Origin of the sequence: Pseudomonas arcuscaelestis, assembly GCF_016881005.1 — a bacterium.
In the GTDB taxonomy this organism is placed as follows: Bacteria; Pseudomonadota; Gammaproteobacteria; order Pseudomonadales; family Pseudomonadaceae; genus Aquipseudomonas; species Aquipseudomonas arcuscaelestis.
In genome coordinates, this window is record NZ_JACOPV010000014.1 from 142,352 (window position 1) to 167,694 (window position 25,343).

The following is a 25,343-nucleotide window of genomic DNA, read 5'->3' on the forward strand; positions in this document are numbered from 1 at the left end:
ATCATGGCTTTTACCGATCCGTTCATCCGACGTCCGGTGTTGGCCAGCGTGGTCAGCCTATTGATCGTGTTACTGGGCTTTCAGGCCTGGAGCAAATTGCCGATCCGTCAGTACCCGCAAATGGAAAACGCGCTGATCACAGTCACCACCGCCTACCCTGGGGCCAACGCCGAAACCATCCAGGGCTATATCACCCAACCCATGCAGCAAAGCCTGGCCAGTGCCGAGGGCATCGACTACATGACCTCGGTGAGTCGACAGAATTTTTCGGTTATTTCCATTTACGCCCGCATTGGCGCAGACAGCGACCGCCTGTTTACCGAACTGCTGGCCAAGGCCAACGAGGTAAAGAACAAACTGCCTCAAGATGCCGAAGACCCGGTGTTGAGCAAGGAAGCCGCCGACGCTTCGGCGCTGATGTACATCAGTTTCTACAGCAGCGAGTTGAGCAATCCGCAGATCACCGATTACCTGTCACGGGTGATTCAGCCCAAGCTGGCTACCCTGCCCGGCATGGCCGAGGCGGAAATCCTCGGCAACCAGCTGTTTGCCATGCGCCTGTGGATCGACCCGGTGAAACTGGCAGGGTACGGCCTGAGCGCTAATGAGGTAACCGATGCCGTACGACGCTACAACTTTCTCTCGGCAGCCGGCGAGGTCAAGGGCGAATACGTGGTGACCAGCATCAATGCCACCACTGAACTGAAAACCGCCGAGGCCTTCGCCAGTATTCCACTCAAGACCAGCGGCGACAGTCGGGTGCTGCTCGGCGACGTGGCGCGCGTCGAAATGGGCGCGGAAAATTACGACACCGTCAGCTCTTTCGATGGCACGCCTTCGGTGTACATCGGCATCAAGGCCACCCCCGGCGCCAACCCGCTGGATGTGATCAAGGAAGTACGCAAGTTGATGCCGGAGCTGGAAAGCCAGCTGCCACCCAACCTCAAGGCGTCCATCGCCTACGACGCCACTCTGTTCATCCAGGCATCGATCGATGAGGTAGTGAAAACCCTGGTCGAAGCGGTGCTGATCGTCATCGTCGTGGTGTTTCTGTTTCTCGGCGCCTTACGTTCGGTATTGATTCCGGTCATTACCATTCCCCTGTCGATGATCGGCGTGCTGTTCTTCATGCAACTGATGGGTTACTCGCTGAATCTGCTGACCTTACTGGCAATGGTGCTGGCTATTGGTTTGGTGGTGGACGATGCCATTGTCGTGGTGGAAAACATCCATCGGCATATCGAAGAGGGCAAGACACCGTTCGATGCAGCCCTGGAGGGCGCCAGGGAAATCGCCATGCCGGTGGTGTCGATGACCATCACCCTGGCGGCGGTGTACGCCCCCATCGGCTTTCTGGAAGGCCTTACCGGGGCGCTGTTCAAGGAATTCGCCCTGACCCTCGCCGGTGCGGTGGTAATTTCCGGCATTGTTGCCCTGACACTGTCGCCAATGATGTGCGCCATGCTCCTGCGCCACGAACAAAACCCCAGCGGCCTGGCACACCGCCTCGACAAGCTGTTCGAAGGTCTCAAGGTGCGCTATCAGAAGCTCCTGCATGCCACCCTCAACACTCGGCCTGTGGTGCTGGTTTTCGCGGTAATCGTACTGTGCCTGATTCCAGTGTTCCTGATGTTTACCAAGAACGAGCTGGCCCCGGATGAAGATCAAGGCGTGATTTTCATGATGGCCACCGCACCGCAGCCCACCAACCTCGACTACCTGAACGCCTACACCGATGAGTTCATCGAAATCTTCAAGGCCTTCCCCGAGTACTATTCCTCGTTCCAGATCAACGGCTTCAACGGTGTGCAGTCGGGCATCGGCGGGTTCCTACTCAAACCCTGGAACGAGCGCAGTCGTACCCAAATGGAACTGTTGCCACTGGTGCAAAGCAAACTTGAGGGCATTGCCGGCCTGCAGATCTTTGGTTTCAACCTGCCCTCCTTGCCTGGCACCGGTGAAGGCCTGCCATTCCAGTTCGTGATCAATACCGCCAACGACTACGAGTCGTTGCTGGAGGTGGCCGAACGGGTCAAGGCGCGCGCCCAGGATTCAGGCAAGTTTGCCTTCCTCGACATTGACCTGGCCTTTGACAAGCCGGAGGTCGTCGTTGAAATCGATCGGGCCAAGGCCGCGCAAATGGGGGTGTCCATGGATGCCCTGGGCGGCACCCTGGCGACGTTGCTGGGCGAAGCGGAGATCAACCGCTTTACCATCGATGGTCGCAGCTACAAGGTGATCGCCCAGGTCGAACGCCCCTATCGGGACAATCCCGACTGGCTGAGTAATTACTACGTAAAAAGCCAGCAAGGCCAGATGTTGCCGTTATCGACCCTGATTACCATCAACGACCGTGCGCGGCCCCGCCAGCTCAACCAGTTCCAGCAACTCAACTCGGCGATCATCCAGGGTTTCCCCATGGTCAGCATGGGGGAAGCATTGGAGACCGTGCGCAACATTGCCCGCGAAGAAGCCCCGCAAGGCTACGCCGTGGACTACGCCGGTGCCGCACGGCAATTCGTCCAGGAAGGTAGCGCGCTATGGGTGACATTTGGCTTGGCGCTGGCAATCATCTTTCTGGTGTTGGCAGCGCAGTTCGAGAGTTTCCGCGATCCACTGGTGATCCTGGTCACCGTACCCTTGTCGATCTGCGGGGCCCTGATTCCACTGTTCCTCGGCATCTCGAGCATGAACATCTACACCCAGGTCGGTTTGGTGACGCTCATCGGCTTGATCAGCAAACACGGAATTCTGGTCGTCGAATTCGCCAACCAGTTACGTGATAGCAAGGGGCTTACTGCCCGGGAGGCAGTGGAGGAAGCGGCTGCAATTCGCTTGCGCCCAGTATTGATGACCACGGCGGCGATGGTCTTCGGGATGTTCCCGCTGATTCTGGCGGACGGTGCGGGGGCGGTAAGTCGTTTCGACATCGGAATTGTCATCGCCACCGGCATGTCGGTGGGCACCATGTTTACCCTGTTCGTCCTGCCGTGTGTCTACACCCTGCTGGCACGAGCGGATAAACCTCAGACCGCCCCGGCCAAAACCCAAGCGAGCCTGCCTCGCGATCCGCTGTAACTGCTCATGCGTGGCTGCGAGGCAGGCGTGCGTTAAGCACCCTCCGTCAGCTTTGTGGGCGCAAGCCTTGGCTCATGCCAAACAGGAAAAGCAGCAGGTCATGGTCAGGACTGGCAGTTACCTGACTCTTGACCAACCGCGGTAGCGGACACTGCTCGGCAGCGGCATGACTGAAAACCACGGGTCCAGGTTCCTCCCAGGCCGCAACGGCAGCAGTGGCCACCCCTAGGGCTGCCACCAGAAACAAACCTCGAGCTATTTCTAGTTTCATTACTCTAAACCTTTGACTGCGCTGCCAAACGCCGTTTTGTAAAAGTAGAGTAGCTTTCGCCATTCTGCGTCATTGAATGACGAATGGCGGCGCAGTTGCTTTAGGTCGTTGGCCGCTGCGCGATGGCAGCTGATACGTCGTCGGCATTTTTCGAGGTCGAGCAGCGCCACTTCGGCGCGGGCCTCATCGCCTTCACCTATCACCTTGATGAACACATGCTTGCCGTACAGGCAGCCGTGTTGCCAATGACCGCGGTGCATACGTGCCAGGTTCTGTGCCAAATCCTGCAGCATGCGCTCATGCAGGGCATCGCTGTAACGTTCGCGCGCGCCACTGGCGTACCAGTTGTCGCTATCCTCGAAGCCGTCCAGCGCCTTGCTTACCAGCAATGCGCGCCATTGATTCTGCGCATCACGCTCGACGCCGCAATAAACGACATGCGGGACGCGCACGCCCAATTGCGCGAAGCTGTTGATTGCATCGTACTCACGCAATACCGTCGGGCGGCCGAATGGGTGCATCAGGCTGCGGTAGATATGTCCAATCTGGCGTTTGGAATACAGCGTTTGGCCATTTTCATCATTGAGCCGCTGCACACCGCTTTCCCCACCACGGCGCTGGTTCGGCTCTTCCACCCACTCGCCCTGTTGCTGCCAGAAATGGTCAAACCGATTTGCTGCCGTTGGTTCTGAACGCCCTACCGCCATGCCTTACTACCCCTTACGCAATACATAAACTCGCCACATGGCATAGAGCGGCAAAAAGTCCAAACGTTCCTGGATTCGGAATCCAGCGGCTTGGAACTCTTCTTCGACCGTGGCAACCGGTAACACAAAGCGATTCTGATAACTGTCCTTTCCGGTTTCAGCGTAACGATCTTTTTCGAGCTTTTTGCGCCGCCAGGCTTTGAAATTGCCGTCTACCCACAGCGACAAGATTACGCTATCGCGGGTAACCCGTTGAAATTCAGAGAGAATTGTTTTCCGATGGGCAGCATCACCGATATGGTGCATCAGACGCATACAGAAAATACTGTCGACCGAGTTGTCCGGCAAGTCGATCGCGAAGGCGGATGTCTGCAAGGTCCGTACCCGCTCGACAATATGCGCAGGTTGCGACTTTGTGGCGGTCTCCAGCATTGCCTCGGAGTTGTCCGCACCAATGATCACGCGATTGGGCTTTTCTGCGAGCAAAGGCCAGAAGCGGCCCGCGCCGCAGGGAAGGTCGAGCACCAACCCTGGTTCACCAACCAGGGCCAGCGCGCGACGGGCCAATTGTTCATCCCGCTGGTGAGACAGGCGCCGAGCCAAGCCATCCTGATGCTTGAGAAAGTACTCCTGGGCGTGTTGCTGGTCGTACTTCTCGGAAAACTCGAGTTTGATGGGGCTACGCATGGTGCATCTCCTGACTCCAATGCCGCCCACCTTAAGCAGGCAAGCGTCAGCGCCAGGTTATGCCCGTGTGAAAAATTCGTTAGCTGCGCCGATAAACGCTACAGAACATTTCACGCATCTTCGAGGGAACGTTCCGGACCACGGCTCAGGTCCACATGAAAGCAGCAACCATGGGGCTCCATCGCGGTCAGGCGTACCGTCCAGTTCTGGTCATCACAAATTCGTTGAACCAGCGACAGCCCAAGACCAAGGCCCTCTCCTCGCCGCTCATCGCCACGAACAAAAGGACGGAACATGGCTTCACGTTGTTCTTCCGGGATTCCCACGCCACTGTCCTCGACCCTGAACCCTTCCGGTTCCAGAATCAGGCGAATGAACCCGTAGTCGGTGTAATGCGCGGCATTGCGCAGCAAGTTACCCATGACCGCCTGCAGGAATGTGGCGTTGTACAGTTTGGTAGAACCCGCATGGGCGTCGTAATGCAACGTCAACCCTTTCTGCTCGATGGTGTCACGCCAGACGCCAACCAGATCGTCCGCCACTTCCTTGATACTCGCCTGCGATGCCACTGCACCTTCGTCACGCTGGGCACGGGCCAACATCAGGAAGGTTTTCACCAACTCCTGCATTTCTTCGGTGGCGCGGGCGATTCGCTCAACCTGGGAGCGCGCGCGGGTATCGATATTGGGATTGACCAGCAACAGCTCGCACGAGCTGGCCAGCACCATCAATGGTGTACGCAACTCGTGGCTGACATCACTGGTGAATAACCGCTCGCGCGTCAGGGCATCGCGCAGACGTCCAAGGGTGTCGTCAAAGGCGACGGCCAGTTGCCCGACTTCGTCATCCGCGTAGTCCGGTGCTAGCGGCGGGGCCAGGCCCAGCAACTGGTCCCGGTGTCGCACCTGATGCGCCAGGCGAATAACCGGCGCCATCACCCGTCGCGCCAACACCCAGCCCAGAAACACGGCCAGCACCAGGCTCAAGACAAAGCCCACCACCACAACGGCGAACAGCACGCGCTCACGTTCTTCGAAATCGCTCTGGTCCTGCAGCAGAACATAGCGCCGTCCATCCACGATCTCGACCATGGCGTGATAGGACAACTCTTCACGGAACACTTCGTGAAAGCCCGGGCTCAAGTGGCGCAAGTCCTTGGGCATTTCGAAATCGTCGCGCCCGCCACTGTAATAGAACAACTGGTCCGGACGCGGCCTGTGGCTCCAGTCATTGACACTGTCCATGCGCAGCAAACGCTGCAGGTCACCACCAAGCACTGCCGAGATAAGGCGCTCTTCAACCAGATGCACAGTGGCAACGATACCGAATGCGAACGCGCCAGCCACCAGCGCACTCATCAAGGCAAAGGCAATGATGATCCGCTGGGCAAGGCTTTGTTTAAACTCCATCACGGCCCTCGGCCAAGCGGTAACCGACGCCATGCACGGTGTGCAGCAAAGGACGCTCGAAAGGCTTGTCGATAACTTGGCGTAGTTGATGTACGTGGCTGCGCAAGCTGTCGCTGTCAGGGCAATCATCGCCCCACAACGCTTCTTCCAACACCTCGCGACGCAGCACATGCGGGCTCTTCTGCATCAATACCGCCAGCAGCTTCAAGCCAACCGGGTTGAGCTTGAGCAATTTTGCGTCGCGGGTAACCTCCAGGGTATCCAGATCGTAGATCAGGTCACTGACCTGCAGCGTACGCCGACCGCCACCCTGGGCGCGGCGCAGTACCGCTTCGATACGGGCCGCCAGCTCCGACAACGCGAAGGGCTTGAGCAGGTAGTCATCGGCGCCGGAGCGAAAGCCCTGCAAGCGGTCATCGAGCTGATCGCGAGCGGTGAGCATGATCACTGGCGTATCGCGACGAGCGTCTTCACGCAGGCGCTTGCACAGGGTGTAGCCATCAATGCCCGGGAGCATGATGTCGAGCACGATCAAGTCATAGTGTTCAGTGGCTGCCAGGTGCAAACCTGACAGTCCATCCTGGGCACAATCCACCGTATACCCTTTCAACCCCAGGTAATCGGCCAGATTGGCGAGGATATCGCGGTTGTCTTCAACCAATAGAATTCGCATGGAGCTTCTCCCGTCCGGGGCATTTGCCTGCTTGGCAGGCGCAGCTTACGGCCATCAGCCACGCTCGGCTAGGTGGCCGAGACTTTATTGCAAGCTAACGATTTTTTCACTTTGTCTTCACGGACAAGTTATAGCCTCTCCTTGAGAATTGCCGGTCCGGATTGCCACTTCGACCTGCCTGGACCTGCCATGTCCCTACCCGCCGCTTCTCGCCCGCTCAATTTGTGGATCGCCCTTGGGGGGCCCCTGGTCATTGCCCTGACCCTTGTTTTGCTAGAGCTCACCTCTCTGGACATGGACCTGGCCAAACTGGCATTCGATCCAGTGGCGGGTCAGTTTGTAGGGCGCCACAGCTACTTCCTCGAAGACATCCTGCATGACCGCGCCAAACAGGCAGTCATTCTGCTTAGCGTGGGCGCCATCATTGCTTATATCTCAAGCTTTTTTTGGTCACGCCTTAAAGGCTGGCGCCGAGAGTTGGGGTATCTGGTACTGGCGATGGCCTTGTCGACCAGTTTCGTTACCCCGGTAAAAGCGGTTACCGCGGTGCAATGCCCGTGGAGCCTGAAGGAATTCGGCGGTAAGGAAACCTACAGCGAACTGCTCAGCACCCGTCCCGCCACCGACAAACCTGGGCGTTGCTGGCCGGGTGGTCATGCGGCAACGGGCTTCACCCTGTTTGCCCTGTTCTTCGCCCTGCGCGACCGCCACCCACGCCTGGCCCGCGCAGCGTTGCTGTTCGCCTTTGGCCTGGGCACGGTCTTCTCGATTGGGCGCATGCTGCAAGGCGCGCACTTCTTCTCGCACAACGTGTGGACTGCCGTGTTCTGCTGGCTGATCAGTTTGGGCTGCTATTACTGGGTGCTGTATCGAAAACCGGCGTCTGTCGCTGTGGGCGCAGCGCAGCGACAACGCGACATGACCCGTGATAGCGCCAATTCAGCCACCCCCTGATTGGCGACAGCGCCTACCTCACAACGGGCAGCGACAAATCGCAAGTCTGTAGGCGTTTTCTGTCGGACTATTCTGAATCATACTTCCGGCGCCGTTGCCTTATTGTGCCAGGCCCTTCCTGGGCCTAGGCTGCTGTCGTCGTTGGAATGTCCAACGATCGGATTTAGCAGTCCGACTACTCATATGAGGTTAACGGCACACCGCTGATATGGTGGCTGTGCGTGGGGCGCCTTCGGGTGCGCCGGGTTCCTCTATGACCGGTCTGCTAACCCACGTACAGCTACCACCCTTCGTTTAGCAGCGAGGCGTGGTTGTCTACTCTCCATCATAGAGGTCAACCATGAAGAAGCTCGTCCCCGATCCCCCTGATTTATCCACCGCAAGCACTGCCAACACGCCATTCGGCACCAACGGAATGTTCAACGTCCGCGAAGGCATTCCCGCCGAAGAAGCGCTGCTTCACGCTTGCCAGCTACTGCGATGCGCCGAGGCCACGATCGGCGATGCACTCGATCACCTCTCCCTCAACGACCGCGCTATCGTTTCCGGCGCAGGTCAGCACGTAGAAGCTGCTCGGGCATTGATCGATGCAGTGCTTGATGGGCTTGGCGTGCACCGTATTTTCTCTCATCCATAGCTGGGCTACTGGCTGGAAGCATCACGGGGACACGTCCGCTCCTAGCGGATGGTTGGGCCTGTCCCTGCATCCGGCCCTACGCTGCGCTCCGGGTTCCCTCATTCCACCCTTGCTCCTGTGGGGACCGCGCCGAAGGGCCGTCCTGGCCCTGCGGCGCTCGCCGGCCACCCATGGCCGTCGCCCCACTATGCAAGGGTTCCATTCGGCCTGCTGAAGGGACGATTTGTGGCGGGTGCACGATTTGTGTAGGTAGAAGCACAGCAGCGGCAACGGCAACGGCAACAGCGAGGTGCTGGTGTGCAGCTTTTGCTTTTGATCTGGCTCTTCGTACATCGCCAGCCCAGACACCCTGGATCGTCCCTTCAGTAGGCTGAGTGTAGGTATTGCGTAGTCGGGTGCAGGCCATGGATGGCCTGCGAGCACCGTAGGGCCAGGACGGCCCTTCGGTGCGGTCCCGACGGGAGCAATGCCGGAGCGAAGGGACCCGGAGCGCAGCGTAGGGCCGAATGCAGGGACACACGGTTTTGGTTCCTTTTGCCAAGACAAAAGGGACCCGCCGTAAGGGCGGAAGGGGCCAACAGCGGCGCCGCATTGAATGGATAAGCTCACAGACTCAAATCCCAGCCCCGCCCCGCCCCACCCCAAGATCATACCCTCGGAATTTCGTGAACCAAAAAAAAGCCCCGCATCAAGCGGGGCTCTTTTCGTAGCGAGGTAAGGCTGGCTTACATCATGCCGCCCATGCCGCCCATACCACCCATGCCGCCCATGTCTGGCATACCGCCGCCAGCAGAAGCTTCAACAGGAGCATCGGCAACCATGGCTTCGGTAGTGATCATCAGGCCACCGATCGAAGCGGCAGCTTGCAGCGCCGAACGAGTTACCTTGGCTGGGTCCAGGATACCCATTTCGATCATGTCGCCGTACTCACCGGTAGCAGCGTTGTAACCGAAGTTACCCGAACCTTGCTTGACCTTGTCGACAACTACGCTTGGCTCGTCGCCAGCGTTGGCAACGATCTGACGCAGTGGGGACTCAACAGCGCGACGCAGCAGTTGGATACCAACGTTCTGGTCTTCGTTGTCGCCTTTAAGGTCAGCAATGGCCTGCAGCGAGCGAACCAGTGCAACACCACCGCCAGGTACCACGCCTTCTTCAACGGCTGCACGGGTAGCGTGCAGGGCGTCTTCAACGCGGGCTTTCTTCTCTTTCATTTCAACTTCGGTACCAGCACCGACCTTGATTACGGCAACACCGCCAGCCAGTTTGGCCAGACGCTCTTGCAGTTTTTCACGGTCGTAGTCCGAAGAGGTTTCTTCGATCTGGGCACGGATCTGCTTGACGCGTGCTTCGATGTCCGATTCCTGGCCAGCACCGTCGATGATGGTGGTGTTTTCCTTGGACAGGGTTACGCGCTTGGCGTTGCCCAGGTGCTCCAGGGTAGCCGATTCCAGGCTCAGGCCGATTTCTTCGGAAATCACGGTACCGCCAGTCAGGACAGCGATGTCCTGCAGCATGGCTTTGCGGCGGTCGCCGAAGCCTGGTGCCTTGACGGCTGCAACCTTGACGATGCCGCGCATGTTGTTGACTACCAGGGTAGCCAGCGCTTCGCCTTCAACGTCTTCAGCCACGATCAGCAGCGGACGGCCGGCCTTGGCAACAGCTTCCAGAACAGGCAGCAGTTCACGGATGTTGGAGATTTTCTTGTCAACCAGCAGCAGCAGAGGGCCATCCAGCTCGGCGACCATGGTGTCTGGCTTGTTGACGAAGTAAGGAGACAGGTAGCCACGGTCAAACTGCATGCCTTCAACGACAGACAGTTCGTTTTCCAGGCCCGAGCCTTCTTCAACGGTGATCACGCCTTCTTTACCGACTTTTTCCATGGCTTCGGCAATGATGTCGCCGATGGAGTTGTCGGAGTTGGCAGAGATGGTACCTACCTGAGCGATGGCCTTGGAATCGGCGCAAGGCTTGGACAGGGACTTCAGCTCTTTAACGATAGCGATGGTAGCTTTGTCGATACCGCGCTTGAGGTCCATCGGGTTCATGCCGGCAGCAACGGCTTTCAGGCCTTCGCTGACGATAGCTTGAGCCAGAACGGTGGCGGTGGTGGTGCCGTCACCCGCTTCGTCGTTGGCCTTGGAGGCAACGTCTTTGAGCAGCTGGGCGCCCATGTTCTCGAAAGCGTCTTTGAGTTCGATTTCTTTGGCAACCGAAACACCGTCTTTGGTGATGGTTGGAGCGCCGAAGCTCTTGGCCAGAACAACGTTACGGCCTTTTGGGCCCAGGGTCGCTTTTACAGCGTCAGCCAGAACGTTGACACCAACGAGCATTTTTTTGCGGGCGGAGTCGCCGAATTTTACGTCTTTAGCAGCCATGATCGTTTAATCCTTGAATACTTTGGAGTAACGGGAAACCAGCGGAATCAGCCTTCGATAACAGCGAGAATCTCGTTCTCAGCCATTACCAGCAGGTCTTCGCCGTCAACTTTCACAGTGTTGCTGCCCGAGTAAGGGCCGAAAACCACCTTGTCACCCACTTTCACGGCCAGCGCACGCACTTCACCGTTGTCCAGGATGCGACCGGTACCTACAGCGACGATTTCGCCACGGTTAGGTTTTTCAGCGGCCGAACCTGGCAGAACGATACCGCCAGCGGTTTTCGATTCTTCTTCGCTGCGACGGATAACGACGCGGTCATGCAGAGGACGAAGCTTCATTGTCGATCTCTCCTAATTGTGGTTTTCATCGGCCGGTGAAGACACCGGCAGGTTGATGCTTGCGGCGTAGCCGCTCGTAGCTCGCAGTGCGAACCACCCATGTTATGTCCGGGGCAGATCCCCGGAAACCTTGCGGTAACCCCTACATGAGGTCGCCAAGATCAATTACAAGGCTTGAACATGAAATATTTTGCATTCCAAGCCCCTACAGCAGAACGGCCCCATCAGGGGCCGTTCGGACAAACATTTGCAGGCTTACAGATCGCGGGGGTCGCGGGGCTCACGAGAATCGCGATGTTCGTACTCACCCTCGATCACATTCGGTTGACGCGGGTGCGCACCGGGGCCTGGACGGCTTACGAATGGGTCGTCACCAAAGGCACGCTGGCGCATTGCCTGGGCCTCGGCGCGTTCACGCATCTTGCGCGCCAGCAGGCGGCGAGTGAACGGCAGCAAAAATACCAGGCCGATCACGTCGCTGATAAAACCAGGCAACAGCAGCAGGCCGCCGCCCAGGGCGAGCATCAGGCCGTGGAACATGTCTTCGGCGGGCAACTCACCGCGCTGCAGGCTCTCACGGGCACGCAGGGCGGTAGCAAGACCGGCCACCCGCACCACCAGCACACCCAGGGCGGAGCCCGCGATAATCAGCAGCAGCGCCGGGAAGAAGCCGATCGCGGTGCTGACCTTGAAGAAAACATACAACTCCAGCACCGGAAAAATCAGAAACAGCAATAGAAAAGCACGCATCAACGGTTCCTCTGCGCAAGAAGTTCTTGCAGTTCACCTTTAATGGTTACGAGAAATGGCTTTTTCAAGCCTCGGCACGTTCGCGGGCCGGCCATTGATCCGCGCGGGCCAGAAAAACCAGCGCTTCGCGCACTTGTATCGGCGTATTGCAAGGTACCGCGAACGGTAGCCAGTGTACGCCTTGCCCAATACGCAGGTGCATGCCTTCACTGTCGATTCCGACCATCTGCGCTGGCGTCTCGCGCGGCAGGCCGCTGAGCTGGACGTAATGCTCTATGGCACTGGCATGATCGCTGTTCATATGCTCGATCATGCTTTGCTCGGCCTTGCCGGCAAACGGGTTGGCCAGGCTCAGGTGATCGACCCAATGAATGGCACCAAAGCCACCGATGTAACGGTGACGAACCGGCTCCAGCACCCAGAAGTCAAAATCATGGGCCTTGTGGTAGTTGGCCGATTCGGGGAAATAGCGATAGTAGCGTTCGGCAGCAGCTTCGATGGCCGCTGGCTCTTCTAACCTGCGCGCTTGCGCCAGTACCGTCAGACGCCCGACTGCTTGCACGTCTTCGGCATCACGCTCACCCACCAGCAAAGAGCACTTGGGGTCTTTCTGCAGGTTATGGGTGTGTTGGGCGATGCGGCTAATCAGTATCAGCGGGTTGCCCTGGGCATCAAGGCAATACGGCACTACCGATCCGAAGGGAAAGCCTGGCATCGACTTGGAATGGGTCGAGAGAACGCCCCGGTATTCCTTGAGCAGCAATTCCCGGGCTTGTTGTGCGACTTTTGCGCTCACGCTGTAACTCCCGATTCGACAATGTTCTGAGGGCGGGCCGCAGGTGCGATGCGGCCCTTTGGATAACCGTCAAAATAATCATTATCGCCGGGAGTTGCCAGCAGACTTACCAGGCCACACCAAAGCCTGCGGTGTAGCGGGTCTTGTCCAGGTCGCTATCACGGGTACCACTGATGACGTCTTTCTCGGCCTTGAGGTTGAGCGACGCCCATTCAGTGACCTTGTAGCGCAGGCCGACCTCGGCATCCAGCGCATAGTTGGCCACGCCATCAAGCGGCTTGCCGACTTCGCCGTTGGTGAAGAACTCGACACGCTTGCCTATCAGGTAGCGGTTGTAATCCCACTTCATGGCCAGGGAATAGAAATTGTCCTTGCCGCCATCGGCATATTCGTAGTCGGTGCGGTTGACCAGCGAGCCCAGGGAGAAAGCGCCCAGTTCGTCATCCCAGAACTGGTAACCAGGGCCGGTACCTACGGTACGCTGGCGGGCCAGGTCTTCGATGTGATCACGCTTGTATTCCAGGCGACCCTGCCAGAACCACTTCTCGGTTATGAAGCGGTCGAGTGCGTATTCGGCACTCCAGTTGTTGGTGGTGGTGACGTCGTCCTTGCTCTCGCGGTTGTATTCACCTTCCGCTTGATGACGCCAGCGGCCGTGGCGAGCGGTGGTCTTGAAGTCGATGTCGTAATCATCGCTATCGGACTCGGCCCGCTTGTAGTCCATGGCCAGGTCGACATTGCCCTTCCACGACAGATCCTCAAGCACAGGCTTGGGTTTCATGATCTGCTGAATACTGGCCAGCTCTACTGTCTTGGGCGTCTCACCATTGGCGAGGATGACCTTGCCATCTTCAGCCGCAGTCAACGACTTGGCTTTCTCACCGGTGTAAGCGTCCTGTTTGACCAGCAGTTCCTGATCGCTTTCCAGCGTCTTGACCTGTTTCCAGTCCAGAGCGATGGAGCCACCGTACTCGGTTTGCAGCAACAGTTTGCCACCATCAAAGACACTGATCTTGCCGCTGAGCCGGTCACCGTTTTTCATCCAGACGGTATCAGCGATAGCTGGAGAACAGGCGGCAACAACAGCGAAGGACAACAAGACTCTAGAAAACATAAGCAATAACGGGCTCTGATTTGCAAAAAGTCGGGCATTATCCAGATACCCGCCTATAGAGCAAGGACAGACCGACCTGATGCGGATGAGTTCAATGAGTGTTTGCCCGATGAGCGGGCCAGTTTCCGCGCCAATGCCTGTGAGGGCGCGATGAATCAGCCCTCTGGTGATCCCTCGCAAGGTGCACAGGACCGACGAATGGCACTCTTTTCGGTGCTGGGCCAAGTACCAGCCGGCAAGGTAGTGAGCTATGGACAACTCGCCGAATTGGCAGGTCTTGGCCGCGCCGCACGCTGGGTCGGGCGAACGTTGAGCCAATTGCCAGCCGACACCCAGTTGCCGTGGCACAGAGTCCTTGGCGCCGGTGGGCGCTTGAGCCTGACTCTGGGTACGCCTTCTGGCGACGAACAACGCGCTCGGCTACGAGCAGAAGGCGTCACTCTGCACAATAATCGTGTGGATATGTTACGCCATGGCTGGCGCCCGATGGAGCACAGCGGTTAGAGTGCGCGCTTTGTTTTCGTAAACTTGAGGCAGATGTTGGCCCATGCCCCGTAAAACCTGGCGCGCTGCGCTCGCTGCCTATGCCAGCCCGTCTACCCTGGTGCTGTTGCTGCTCGGCTTTGCCGCCGGCTTGCCCTACATGCTGGTGTTTTCAACTCTATCGGTATGGTTGCGCGAGGCTGGGGTAGCCCGCGAAACCATTGGTTATGCCAGCCTGATTGGCTTGGCCTATGCCTTTAAATGGGTCTGGTCGCCGCTGCTCGACCAATGGCGCCTGCCATTGCTCGGCAAGCTAGGTCGACGCCGCTCCTGGCTGGTGTTGTCGCAAATTCTGGTGGTGATCGGCCTGGTAGGCATGGGTTTCTGCGATCCGCAAAAGCACTTGTCCTGGCTGATTGCCCTGGCCGTATTGGTCGCCTTTGCCTCTGCCACACAAGATATCGCTGTCGATGCCTATCGCCTGGAAATCGCCGATGATCAGCGCCAGGCTGCCCTGGCCGCCAGTTACATGGCCGGCTACCGGGTTGCAGCGTTGCTCGCCACAGCCGGTGCTTTGTTCTTTGCCGAAGGCTTTGGCTCTACCGGTTTCAGTTACCTGCACAGCGCCTGGACCGGCACCTACGTGCTGTTCGGCGTACTCATGTTGCCTGCGGTGATCACCACCCTGCTGATGCGCGAGCCGCCCGTTCCGCTTCGCACCCAATTGTCGGCCGCCCGCTACGGGCTGGTGCATCAACTGGTATCGGTGTTTGTACTGATTGTGCTGCTGGTCTCGGTGCCTGCGACCTTCACTCAGCTGTACAACACTGACTTCGCCAGCGTGCTGTTCGATGGTATGAGCATGCTCGATCTGCTGCTCGAAGACCGGGCCTTTCTGCGGGCGATCCTGTACATCACCTTGACCACGCTGTGCCTGTCGTCCATGGGTCGCCGCGGCCTGGCCCCGGTGCTGACGCCGGTCAATGACTTCATTCTTCGCTACCGTTGGCAGGCACTGCTGCTGCTCGGACTGATCGCGACCTATCGGATGTCCGATACGGTGATGGGCGTGATGGCCAACGTTTTTTATATCGACCAGGGTTTCACCAAGGATCAGATAGCCAGTGTCAGCAAGATTTTCGGCCTGATCATGACGTTGGTCGGTGCGGGGATGGGCGGGTTGCTGATTGTGCGTTTCGGTATTTTGCCGATTCTGTTCATAGGCGGCGTAGCATCGGCGGCGACCAATATCCTGTTCCTGATGTTGGCAGACATGGGCCCCAACTTGCAGATGCTGGTGGTGACCATTTCCCTCGACAACTTCAGCTCGGGCCTGGCCACATCGGCCTTTGTTGCCTACCTGTCGAGCCTGACCAACCTGAAGTTCTCGGCCACCCAATACGCCCTGCTGAGCTCGATCATGCTGCTGTTGCCGCGCCTGATCGGCGGCTACTCCGGCGTCATGGTGGAGAAGTTCGGTTACCACGACTTCTTCCTGATCACCGCGCTGCTCGGGGTGCCGACCTTGATCCTGATCGCCCTGCACTGGCATCAGGAGCAAGGCCGCGGCAAACAGCTACCGGTCGACAGCACCGCCGCCGAACAGCGCCCCTGACCGCCTCTGAGGCTGTTGCCGGGTTTACCCCGGCACTGCTTCGGAAGATACGCTGGATGCGCTCAGAACGATCTTCAGCGGCCATAGCGCCAGCAGCCCGGCCAGCCCGGCAGCCATGGCGAAACTCAACAGGCTGGCCCCGGCCCCCATCATTGCCAGCAAGGCACCGCCCACACCCAACAGGGCAATGGTGATCATCCCGAGCATTGCCGAAACCAATCCCTTGCTCTGCTCGCTGGAAAACAGCGTCATGCGGTACAACACCGCGTTGGCAATACCCAGGCCCAGGGCATACACCGACATGCCGGCTACCAGGGCGGCCACACTGGGCACCAGCCAGGTACCGAGCATCATCGCGAACAGCCCCAGCAAGAATGGCCAGAGCGCACCGCGAATCAAGGTAGTGAGTGCATAGCGATCGGCAATACGATTGATCACCAGATTGCCGAGAATCAGGCCACCGAACACTGGTAACTGCCACAAGGCGTAATGCAGGGTACTCAAGCCTTCGTCGTGGATCAGCAGCACAGGCGAAAGTCCGATCCAGCCGATCAGTGGCAGGCCAATCAAACCCAAGGCTGCGCTGCCGGCAACAAAACGCCGATTGCCAAGCAGTTGGGCGTAACCGGCCAGCAAGGTTTTCAGGTGAATGGGCTGGAACGCCAGGCGCGTACCATCACTGCGCGCCACACCAAGTGTCTCGGGCATAAACCGATACAGCGCCAGCCACGAGACCACAGCACTGGCGCCAAAGATAACGAACAACCAGCGCCAGGACACCCACTCCAGTAACAAGGTGCCCACCAAAGGCCCAAGTAACGGCGAGAGCAGCGCGATATTGGCCAACAAGGCCATCATCCGCACCGCGTCCGCCTCGCTGAATGCTTCGTTCAAGGCCGGATAACTGACTGTCACCACGAAGCCCAGGCCAATTCCCTGCAACAGTCGCAGCAGGTTGAAAAGCTCGATGCTCTGCACCCAGAAGGTAGCCAGGCACGTCACCCCAAAAATGGCACAACCCACCAGCAACATCGGCCTGCGGCCATAGCGGTCCGCAAGTGGGCCGATCAGCCATTGCAGCAGCACGCCGCCGAGCAGGTATAAATTCAGCGCATGGGGAATGAACGCCGGGCTGGCATTCAGATCGCTGACCACGACCGGCATGGCTGGCATCACCACATCGCTGGCAACGTAGGTCAGCAACTCGAACAGCGCCAGGGTCATGGCGAAGCAGAACGCTCGCAATGGGGTGATATGGATCAGGGGGGTAAGCATGATAAGACCGGACAAACAGAAGTAAGCCAGCCTATATGCCAGAAACACCGAAACGCAGAAAGCGCGAAGACGTGAACAAGTGTAATCCCGGGACCAGCCCACTGCCACAGGGATACTGTGGCAGCGGTCCAGCCCCGCGATCAAGCCGTTGGTTACTGCACAGCAGCTTCCTGCACTACACGGATAACCCGCTGCGGAAAGGGAATGTCGATACCCTCTGCCTTCAGGCGGTCACGCGCATGCTCGTTGAGCATGAACATCACATCCCAGTAGTCGCCAGTGTTAACCCAAACCCGCAGAGACAGGGTGATAGAGCTATCGCCCAGCAGCGAAACCACCGCCTGTGGAGCCGGGTCCTGGTGGATACGTGGATCCTTGGCCAGATCCAGCAGCACCTGACGGGCCTTTTGCAGATCGGCTTCGTAATCGACACCTACATCGAAGACCACCTTACGGGTCGGCTGGCGGTTGGTGTTGGTAATGATCCCGTTGGACAGGCTGCCGTTGGGCAGAATCACTGTCTTGTTGTCGCCAGTACGCAGCACGGTGTGGAAAATCTGGATGCTGTCGACAGTACCGGCAACGCCCTGGGCTTCGATCCAGTCACCCAGGCGGAATGGACGGAACAGCAGAATCAGCACACCGCCAGCGAAGTTCGCCAGACTGCCTTGCAAGGCCAGGCCGATGGCCAGACCCGCAGCACCGATCGCGGCGACGAACGAGGTGGTCTCGATGCCGATCATCGAGGCAACGCTGACCACCAGCAGAATCTTCAGAATGATGTTGACCAGGCTGCTGATGAAGCCTTGCAGTGCCAGGTCGGCATTACGCAATGCCAGCAATTTGCCCAGGCGGTAAGTCACCTTGTTGATCACCCACCAGCCTATGGCCAGGGTCAGCAGTGCCAGCAACAGGCGGCTACCGTATTCCATGATCAAGGGGATCCAGGTTTGCGACGTTTTGACCAGCTGATCGACTTCAGCACTCAAATCCATAATGTTCTCCTGATGCCGAGGGGCAAAAGCTGTAAAAATCGCGCCGCAATCGTTTCAGCGGCAACAGGAACCTCGGACGCCAAAACAGCGCCAAGGTTCCAAGACAGCGCAATCAGTCGCGGAAGTTGTTGAACTGCAGCGGCATGCCGAATTCCTTGGCGCGCAAGGCGGCGATGGCTTCCTGCAGGTCGTCACGCTTCTTGCCGGTGACGCGTACCTGCTCGCCCTGGATGGCCGCCTGGACCTTGAGCTTGGCGTCTTTGATGTGAGCGACGATCTTCTTTGCCAGCTCCTTGTCGATGCCTTCCTTGAGGGTGGCTTCCTGCTTCATTACCTTGCCCGACGCGTAGGCATCCTTCACTTCCAGGCACTGGACGTCGATCTTGCGCTTGACCAGGGCCAGCTTGAGGATCTCGATCATCGCTTCCAGCTGGAACTCGGCTTCGGCGGTCAGGGTGATGGCCAGGTCCTTTTCCTTGAACTCGAAGCTGCCCTTGCCCTTGAGGTCATAGCGGCGATCCAGATCCTTGACCGCGTTTTCCACTGCGTTGGTGACTTCGTGCTTGTCCAGTTCCGATACCACGTCGAACGACGGCATACCTTCTCTCCAAAAAATAAACGCACGCTCTCGGCTCTATTGAAAGAGGGCGATGGAGCGCGCAGGGTTTGACGGTTAAAATACCGGCTCATTATAACGGTTGCGAAACGCTGATGAGCAGCACCTGGCATATTCTCGGCGCCGGCAGTCTGGGCAGCCTCTGGGCTTGTCGACTGGCCCGTGCAGGCAAAGCGGTCCGCCTGATCCTACGCGATTGCGCACGTCTTGAAGCCTATCAAGCGACCGGGGGCCTGACCCTGATCGAAAAAGGCCAGGCGCAACTGCATGCAATCCCGGCGCAAACCGTACAGGACACTACACCGATCCACCGACTGCTGGTGGCCTGCAAGGCCTATGATGCCGAGCAGGCGGTCGCGCAACTGGCCCCTCGGCTGGTTCACGGCGCCGAGTTGATTTTGTTGCAGAATGGCCTCGGCAGTCAGGACGCGGTAGCCAATCAGGTTCCACACGCCCGCTGTATTTTTGCCTCCAGCACCGAAGGGGCCTTCCGCGAGGCTGACTGGCAAGTGAACTTCGCCGGTCACGGCTTTAACTGGCTGGGCGACCAGGCCAATCCAGTGGCGCCTGAGTGGCTCGATGACCTTCAGGATGCGGCGATTCCCCACCAATGGACGCCAGACATTCTCACCCGCCTGTGGCGCAAGCTGGCGCTTAACTGCGCGATCAACCCGCTGACCGTGTTGCATGACTGTCGCAACGGTGGCCTGCAAGAGCACCATTGTGAAGTAGCGACGCTCTGCGCCGAGCTCGCCGAACTGCTACGGTGTTGCGGCCAGACCGAAGCGGCGCAAGGGCTCAGCGAGGAAGTGGAACGGGTGATCAAGGCTACCGCAGCCAACTATTCTTCCATGTATCAGGACGTGCGACAGGGCCGCCGTACCGAAATTCACTACTTGCTTGGTCACGCTTGCCGCGCTGCCAGCCGGCACCACCTTGAGCTGCCGCACCTGGAGCGCCTCTATCGGCGCCTGCTCGAACACTTGAGCGCACGCGGATTGCCCTGCGACTGAGCGCAGCGTTACCCTGCCCTTCACCTTGACACCGGGATCCCGCTCACACATGACATTGCGCGAACGCCTGGAAAACCTGCCAGTCGGGCAAAAACTGCTGGCCGCCCTGCTGGTACTGCTGATCACCATTTTGCTGGTGGCCAACCTGACTTTCATCAGCGCCGCCTACTGGATTTCCCAGGAAAGCATGGCACCCCAGGCACTGCAGACCATCGGTCGCCTGGTGGCCAACCCGCAACTGGCCTCGCAAGCGGCTGATTCGCCCGAAAAAGCCCAGGCCCTGCTCAAGGAACTCGACAGCTATACCCCATTGCGTGCCGCAGCGGTGTACGGCAGCGACGGCAAGCTGCTGGCGCAACTGCAGCATGGCGAACTGTTGCCCCTGCCCACGCGCTTTCGGCATATCGAGAACTGGCGGCTCACCGAGTTTCGCAATACCCAGCTCACCAAGCTGACGCGTCCGGGGGCTCCTCCCGGCTACCTGTTGATGGTGGCTAGCAGCGAACTGCCCATGGCCTTCTACACCGGCATTCTTACCGCCAGCCTGGGGATCCTGGTATTCAGCATTCTGTTGTGGATGATCATTGCCCGGCAAATCAAGCGCCTGATCACCCAGCCGATCAACTCGCTGGAACAACTGTCTCGCCAGGTGACCCGCGAAGAAAACTACTCACTGCGCGCGCAACGCGGCAATGACGACGAAATCGGTAGCCTGGCCGATGCGTTCAACACCATGCTCTCGCGTATCGAGGCGCGTGAACAGCAGCTCAAGCGGGCCCGCGACGAATTCCAGGATGCCTACGACCAAGCCCAGGGCCTGGCCGAGGAAACCCGTCACACCAACCGCAAGTTGGAGCTTGAGGTTCAGGTACGCAGCAAGATCGAGAAGAAGCTCACAGGTTTCCAGAACTACCTCAACAGCATCATCGACTCCATGCCCTCGGCACTGATCGCCCTCGATGAACAGCTCTACGTCACCCAGTGGAACCAGGAGGCCAGTGTGCTTTCCGGAACGCCGCTGGACGAAGCCTTGAACCAACCGATCTTCCTTGCCTTCGAGCCCCTCAAGCCGTTCCTGCCGCAGTTGAAGGAAAGCGTCGAGAAGCATCGGGTAGCGAAAATCGAGCGAGTAACCTGGACCAAGGGCGAAGACGCTCGACACTACGCGCTGACCTTCTATCCGTTGATGGGCGGTGGTGGACGCGGCGTGGTGATCCGTATCGACGACATCACCCAACGCCTGTCGCTTGAAGAAATGATGGTGCAGTCGGAGAAAATGCTCTCGGTCGGCGGCCTGGCCGCAGGCATGGCCCATGAGATCAACAATCCGCTGGGGGCGATTTTGCATAACGTTCAGAACATCCGTCGTCGCCTGTCGCCGGACCTGGCGAAAAACCAGGAGCAAGCGGGCGAAATCGGCGTGGATCTTCCTGTGGTCAACCGCTACCTGGAAAGCCGAGAAGTACCGCAGCTGCTCGATGGCATTCAGCAGGCGGGTGCCCGCGCCGCAAAAATCGTCACCCACATGCTCAGCTTCAGCCGCCGCAGCAACCGTCAGCTGGCACCCTGCGACTTACCGGCCCTTATCGACCAGGCGGTAGAAATTGCTGGCAATGACTTCGACCTGACCATCGGCTTCGACTTCAAGGGACAAGCGATTGTGCGTCAGTTCGATCCCAATCTGGGCCCGGTACCCTGCACTGCCAACGAGTTGGAGCAAGTGCTGCTCAATCTTCTGAAAAATGCAGCCCAGGCCATACACCTGCGCGAAGACGACAGCGAACCAGGACGGATCATCCTGCGCACGCGACTCAATCCACCCTGGGCAGAGATCCAGGTCGAGGATAACGGTGTCGGCATGCCGGAGACTGTGCGAAAACGGACCTTCGAGCCCTTTTTCACCACCAAGGAAATTGGTCAGGGCACGGGGCTGGGCCTGTCAGTGTCGTACTTCATCATCACCAATAACCACAAAGGCCAGATGGAGGTGCAATCCGCACCGGGTCAAGGCACCTGCTTTACCTTGCGCCTGCCATTGGCTGGCAGTGTGCCGACAGTGGCCGAGCCACACAAATTGGAGACATGAACATGGGCTTTCGGTTATCGAAGATCTACACCCGTACCGGTGACAAAGGCGAAACTGGTCTCGGTGACGGCCGTCGGGTGCCCAAGGATCACCCCCGTATCGAGGCGATCGGCGAAGTCGACAGTCTTAACAGCCAACTCGGGGTGCTGCTTGCCGGGCTGGACCAACACGGGTTGGACGAAGTGGCAGAGGTATTGGCACCCTGCCAACACCGTTTGTTCGACCTCGGTGGCGAGTTGGCAATGCCTAGCTATCAGGCGCTCAACAGTGCTGAGGTCGAACGCCTGGAAGCGGCTATCGATCGCTGGAACGAAGAACTGGGACCACTGGAAAACTTCATTTTGCCCAGTGGCTCGGCATTGATTGCGCAAGCCCATGTATGCCGCAGTCTGGCGCGTAGCGCCGAACGCCGCTGCCAACAGTTGAACAGCGTCGAGCCACTGGCCGGGGTTGGCCTGGCATACATCAATCGGTTATCGGATCTGCTGTTTGTGGCGGCGCGCCTGATCGGGCGCCGCCAAGGTGTAGCCGAAGTGCTTTGGCAGGCTGCAGCGAAACCCTGAAGCTTTCATCGCCGCAGCTCTTGATTCAGACCTCAGGCCAGAACGCGCGAATGCCTGCTACACCTTGAGCACCATGCTGCCAGGCCTTCTCCCGCTCGGCAGCACCTACACCACCGAGCAGATACACAGGCTTATTAAAGCCTTCGATCAGTTGCTGTGCCTGCTCCCAGCCTAGCGGCTGGGCATCGGGATGCGTCTGGGTCGCCTGCACCGGTGACAAGGTGACGAAATCCACTCCCATCTGCTCGGCCAGCGCCATTTCCTCGGCGCTATGACACGATGCCGCCAGCCAACGCTCTTTCGGAAACGGACGGCCTTTGCTGGCGTACTTGCGCAGTTGCTCCGAAGTCAGGTGCCAGCCCGCAGCAGGGAAATCCCCCAGCCATTCCAACGGCCCCTTGAGCATCAGTTGCGCCTTGCCCGCACACAAGCCTACAGCGTCGACGGCCACATCGCGGTACTTGGGGTCGTACATGTTCGGGGCGCGCAACTGGACCAGTTTGATCCCGCCAGCGATGGCTTTCTGAATACCGCGCAACATCTGCGGCACTTCCAAGCCTTCCGGGGTAATGAGGTATTCAGCCGGCAAGCGCGCAGCTGCAACGATCGGCCGGTTGGCTTCAGGAAAATCGTATTGCGCCAATTCGCGGGCCGATACCCAAAGCAGGGGCTGCCCTTCAGCGCCATGGGGCTCACCGGTAAAACCTGTGACCTCCCAGACATCAAGCAATACCTGCTTGTCGCTGTAGTCGTGGCTGACCTTGATCAGCGGTCGCGCAGCGCTGACGACAATACCCAGCTCCTCATTCAGCTCGCGGGCAAGCGCCAGCTCGACAGCCTCGCCATCCTCGACCTTGCCGCCTGGGAACTCCCACAAACCACCTTGATGTTGGCTATCGGCGCGACGGGCAATGAGAATACGACCGTCGGCACCGCGAATCACCGCCGCCGCTACATGTATACGTTTCACCCTTCCCGCTCCGCCAGGCCAGCCTTTTGCCAGGCCTGGAAGGCCGGCCACTGGTAGATGGTTTCGATATAACTTGCCGCGTCTGCCGGCACCTCGGCCCGGTAGGTACGTAAACGCACGGCTATCGGGGCGAAGAAGGCATCGGCCAACGATGGCTGGCCAAACAGGAACGGACCGCTTTCTTTGCTGGCAAGACGACATTCAGACCAGAGGGCGACGATGCGATCGATGTCTACCTGAACGTCCAGCGGAACATTCTCCAGCGCTTCGTCCCGGGACAGATCGAAAGGCATGTTGCCACGCAGGGCGAAAAAGCCGCTGTGCATCTGCGCGCAGGCCGACCGAGCCTGTGCACGGGCAGCAACATCCGTCGGCCACAGATTGGCGTGCGGGTGACGCTCGGCCAAGTACTCGGCAATCGCCAGGGAGTCGGCGATGATGCCGTGCTCGCATTTGAGCAACGGAACCTTGGCGGTAGGGGAATACTCCAGCAGCCGTGTACGGGTGTCGGGCTGGTTGAGTTTGATCAGGGTTTCTTCATACGTTGCGCCGGCCAGCTCAAGGGCCAGGGCGGCGCGCAGCGACCAGGAAGAGTACAGCTTGTCGCCGATGATCAGGTGGTAGTTCATGTTCGGCTCCATCGAGGGGGACTGCCGCCGGGCGAGCCCGCTCCCACGGTGGGAAAAGGCTTGCCCGGCGATTAAGTCACGTACGGTATTCGGCGTTGATCTTCACATACTCGTGGGACAGGTCGGTGGTCCAGATGGTTTCGCTGCACTGGCCACGGCCCAGCTCGATGCGAATGGTGATTTCCTCCTGGGCCATCACTGCAGAACCCTGCGCCTCAGTGTAGGTCGCGGCGCGGCCACCTTTACTGGCAATGCACACATCACCCAGGTACACATCGATCAGGCTGACGTCCAGCTCCGGCACCCCAGCACGACCCACGGCAGCAAGGATGCGGCCCCAGTTCGGATCGGAGGCGAACAACGCGGTCTTGATCAGTGGCGAGTGCGCAACGGCGTAACCCACATCCAGGCATTCCTGATGGTTGCCACCGCCGTTGACCTGGACAGTCACGAATTTGGTAGCACCTTCGCCGTCACGGACGATGGCTTGAGCCACTTCCATGCACACTTCGAACACCGCCTTTTTAAGCGCCTCGAACAACGAACCACGGGCTTCGGTGACTTCGGCCACATCTGCCTTGCCCGTGGCAATCAACATGCAGCAATCGTTGGTCGAGGTATCGCCATCGATGGTGATGCGGTTGAACGACTTGTTGGCACCATCGAGCATCAGGTCCTTGAGCACCTGAGGCGCGACCTTGGCATCGGTGGCGATATAACCGAGCATGGTCGCCATGTTCGGACGAATCATCCCGGCGCCTTTGCTGATGCCGGTTACGGTGATGGTTACGCCGTCGTGCTGGAACTGACGGCTGGCACCTTTTGGCAAGGTGTCAGTGGTCATGATGCCTGTGGCCGCTTCAGCCCAGTTGTTTTCCGACAGATCGTCCAGCGCAGCCTGCAGGGCGCCTTCGATTTTCTCGACCGGCAGCGGCTCACCGATGACACCTGTAGAAAACGGCAACACCGCGCTGGCGTCGACACCGGTCAGCTCAGCCAGCTTGGCGCACGTGCGCTCGGCAGCGGCCAGGCCCGGCGCGCCAGTACCGGCGTTGGCATTGCCAGTGTTGGTCAGCAAGTAACGCACGGTACCTTGCACGCGCTGCTTGGCCAGGATAACGGGCGCTGCACAAAAGGCGTTGAGGGTGAACACACCGGCCACGCTGGAACCTTCGGCGCAGCGCATGACCACGACGTCCTTGCGCCCCGGGCGCTTGATACCTGCAGAGGCGATACCCAGTTCAAAGCCTGGAACCGGGTGCAACGTTGGCAAAGGACCAAGACCAACAGCCATGTAAGCGCT

24 protein-coding genes are annotated in these 25,343 nt (G+C 58.9%); 8 read left to right on the top strand and 16 right to left on the bottom strand.

Annotated elements, in window-relative coordinates; translation table 11 throughout:
* Nucleotides 1-3: 3 nt before the first annotated feature.
* Nucleotides 4-3,078, top strand: coding sequence for a multidrug efflux RND transporter permease subunit (locus H8F21_RS21470; protein ID WP_203478297.1), 3,075 nt, complete (start codon nt 4-6; stop codon nt 3,076-3,078).
* Between the two features lie 46 nt (nt 3,079-3,124).
* Here H8F21_RS21470 and H8F21_RS21475 read toward each other — a convergent pair whose 3' ends face one another.
* The 5 genes from H8F21_RS21475 to colR form a co-directional block, all read right to left on the bottom strand.
* Nucleotides 3,125-3,349 carry a hypothetical protein gene (locus H8F21_RS21475; protein WP_203478298.1) on the bottom strand — a complete coding sequence of 75 codons (225 nt, stop codon included), beginning with the start codon at nt 3,347-3,349 and terminating at the stop codon, nt 3,125-3,127.
* Nucleotides 3,349-4,056, bottom strand: a complete 708-nt coding sequence (locus H8F21_RS21480; RefSeq protein WP_203478299.1) for a lipopolysaccharide kinase InaA family protein — start codon at nt 4,054-4,056, stop codon at nt 3,349-3,351. Before H8F21_RS21480 ends, H8F21_RS21475 begins: the two co-directional genes overlap by 1 nt.
* A gap of 6 nt (nt 4,057-4,062) precedes the next feature.
* Nucleotides 4,063-4,743: a class I SAM-dependent methyltransferase gene (locus tag H8F21_RS21485; RefSeq protein WP_203478301.1), complete on the bottom strand. Its 681-nt coding sequence runs from the start codon at nt 4,741-4,743 to the stop codon at nt 4,063-4,065.
* A 110-nt stretch (nt 4,744-4,853) separates the two neighbouring features.
* Complete coding sequence (locus tag H8F21_RS21490; protein ID WP_203544103.1) at nt 4,854-6,152, bottom strand: sensor histidine kinase; 1,299 nt, start codon at nt 6,150-6,152, stop codon at nt 4,854-4,856.
* The gene (colR, locus tag H8F21_RS21495; RefSeq protein ID WP_203478307.1) at nt 6,142-6,825 is read right to left on the bottom strand and encodes a response regulator transcription factor; all 684 of its coding nucleotides are present in this window, start codon (nt 6,823-6,825) and stop codon (nt 6,142-6,144) included. The genes H8F21_RS21490 and colR overlap by 11 nt, the downstream gene beginning before the upstream one ends.
* Nucleotides 6,826-7,014: 189 nt before the next feature.
* Between colR and H8F21_RS21500 the strand changes: the two genes are divergently transcribed.
* Together H8F21_RS21500 and H8F21_RS21505 are read left to right on the top strand one after the other, a co-directional pair.
* Nucleotides 7,015-7,779: a phosphatase PAP2 family protein gene (locus tag H8F21_RS21500; RefSeq protein ID WP_203585280.1), complete on the top strand. Its 765-nt coding sequence runs from the start codon at nt 7,015-7,017 to the stop codon at nt 7,777-7,779.
* Nucleotides 7,780-8,119: 340 nt separating this feature from the next.
* Nucleotides 8,120-8,416, top strand: coding sequence for a DUF6124 family protein (locus H8F21_RS21505; RefSeq protein ID WP_203478315.1), 297 nt, complete (start codon nt 8,120-8,122; stop codon nt 8,414-8,416).
* 725 nt (nt 8,417-9,141) lie between these two features.
* Here H8F21_RS21505 and groL read toward each other — a convergent pair.
* The 5 genes from groL to H8F21_RS21530 form a co-directional block, all read right to left on the bottom strand.
* Nucleotides 9,142-10,794, bottom strand: a complete 1,653-nt coding sequence (gene groL / locus H8F21_RS21510) for a chaperonin GroEL (RefSeq protein ID WP_203479535.1) — start codon at nt 10,792-10,794, stop codon at nt 9,142-9,144.
* A gap of 47 nt (nt 10,795-10,841) precedes the next feature.
* Nucleotides 10,842-11,135, bottom strand: coding sequence for a co-chaperone GroES (locus tag H8F21_RS21515; RefSeq protein WP_009050540.1), 294 nt, complete (start codon nt 11,133-11,135; stop codon nt 10,842-10,844).
* A 255-nt stretch (nt 11,136-11,390) separates the two neighbouring features.
* On the bottom strand, nt 11,391-11,885 hold the full coding sequence (locus H8F21_RS21520; RefSeq protein ID WP_203585281.1) for an FxsA family protein: 495 nt from the start codon (nt 11,883-11,885) through the stop codon (nt 11,391-11,393).
* 64 nt (nt 11,886-11,949) lie between these two features.
* Nucleotides 11,950-12,681: a HugZ family pyridoxamine 5'-phosphate oxidase gene (locus tag H8F21_RS21525; RefSeq protein ID WP_203544141.1), complete on the bottom strand. Its 732-nt coding sequence runs from the start codon at nt 12,679-12,681 to the stop codon at nt 11,950-11,952.
* A 106-nt stretch (nt 12,682-12,787) separates the two neighbouring features.
* Entirely contained in the window at nt 12,788-13,795 is a 1,008-nt protein-coding gene (locus H8F21_RS21530) for a DUF481 domain-containing protein (protein WP_203479532.1), read from the bottom strand.
* A gap of 150 nt (nt 13,796-13,945) precedes the next feature.
* Here H8F21_RS21530 and H8F21_RS21535 point away from each other — a divergent pair, with 150 nt between their 5' ends.
* The gene (locus tag H8F21_RS21535) at nt 13,946-14,299 is read left to right on the top strand and encodes an MGMT family protein (protein ID WP_203585282.1); all 354 of its coding nucleotides are present in this window, start codon (nt 13,946-13,948) and stop codon (nt 14,297-14,299) included.
* Nucleotides 14,300-14,342: 43 nt separating this feature from the next.
* Nucleotides 14,343-15,893: an AmpG family muropeptide MFS transporter gene (locus H8F21_RS21540; protein ID WP_203479530.1), complete on the top strand. Its 1,551-nt coding sequence runs from the start codon at nt 14,343-14,345 to the stop codon at nt 15,891-15,893.
* A gap of 24 nt (nt 15,894-15,917) precedes the next feature.
* Here the strand turns inward: H8F21_RS21540 and H8F21_RS21545 are convergent, their stop codons facing one another.
* The 3 genes from H8F21_RS21545 to H8F21_RS21555 form a co-directional block, all read right to left on the bottom strand.
* Nucleotides 15,918-17,168 carry an MFS transporter gene (locus H8F21_RS21545; RefSeq protein ID WP_203479529.1) on the bottom strand — a complete coding sequence of 417 codons (1,251 nt, stop codon included), beginning with the start codon at nt 17,166-17,168 and terminating at the stop codon, nt 15,918-15,920.
* Between the two features lie 152 nt (nt 17,169-17,320).
* Complete coding sequence (locus H8F21_RS21550) at nt 17,321-18,100, bottom strand: mechanosensitive ion channel family protein (RefSeq protein ID WP_408004495.1); 780 nt, start codon at nt 18,098-18,100, stop codon at nt 17,321-17,323.
* A gap of 175 nt (nt 18,101-18,275) precedes the next feature.
* On the bottom strand, nt 18,276-18,761 hold the full coding sequence (locus H8F21_RS21555) for a YajQ family cyclic di-GMP-binding protein (RefSeq protein WP_136474703.1): 486 nt from the start codon (nt 18,759-18,761) through the stop codon (nt 18,276-18,278).
* Nucleotides 18,762-18,874: 113 nt separating this feature from the next.
* On the opposite strand from H8F21_RS21555, the gene H8F21_RS21560 reads away from it, so the two are divergent.
* From H8F21_RS21560 to H8F21_RS21570, 3 genes are read left to right on the top strand one after another with little or no spacing between them, the layout of a single operon-like run.
* Complete coding sequence (locus H8F21_RS21560; protein ID WP_203479527.1) at nt 18,875-19,792, top strand: putative 2-dehydropantoate 2-reductase; 918 nt, start codon at nt 18,875-18,877, stop codon at nt 19,790-19,792.
* A gap of 49 nt (nt 19,793-19,841) precedes the next feature.
* Nucleotides 19,842-21,878, top strand: a complete 2,037-nt coding sequence (locus H8F21_RS21565) for a sensor histidine kinase (protein WP_203544137.1) — start codon at nt 19,842-19,844, stop codon at nt 21,876-21,878.
* A 2-nt stretch (nt 21,879-21,880) separates the two neighbouring features.
* Nucleotides 21,881-22,441 (top strand): cob(I)yrinic acid a,c-diamide adenosyltransferase, encoded by a 561-nt coding sequence (locus H8F21_RS21570; RefSeq protein WP_203479525.1) that lies wholly within the window; start codon nt 21,881-21,883, stop codon nt 22,439-22,441.
* 25 nt (nt 22,442-22,466) lie between these two features.
* On the opposite strand, the gene H8F21_RS21575 is transcribed toward H8F21_RS21570, so the two are convergent.
* The 3 genes from H8F21_RS21575 to argJ form a co-directional block, all read right to left on the bottom strand.
* Nucleotides 22,467-23,411, bottom strand: coding sequence for a Nudix family hydrolase (locus H8F21_RS21575; RefSeq protein ID WP_203479524.1), 945 nt, complete (start codon nt 23,409-23,411; stop codon nt 22,467-22,469).
* Nucleotides 23,408-24,040, bottom strand: coding sequence for a glutathione S-transferase (locus H8F21_RS21580; protein WP_203585283.1), 633 nt, complete (start codon nt 24,038-24,040; stop codon nt 23,408-23,410). Before H8F21_RS21580 ends, H8F21_RS21575 begins: the two co-directional genes overlap by 4 nt.
* 76 nt (nt 24,041-24,116) lie before the next feature.
* The gene (gene argJ / locus H8F21_RS21585; protein WP_203479522.1) at nt 24,117-25,334 is read right to left on the bottom strand and encodes a bifunctional glutamate N-acetyltransferase/amino-acid acetyltransferase ArgJ; all 1,218 of its coding nucleotides are present in this window, start codon (nt 25,332-25,334) and stop codon (nt 24,117-24,119) included.
* Nucleotides 25,335-25,343: the final 9 nt, after the last annotated feature.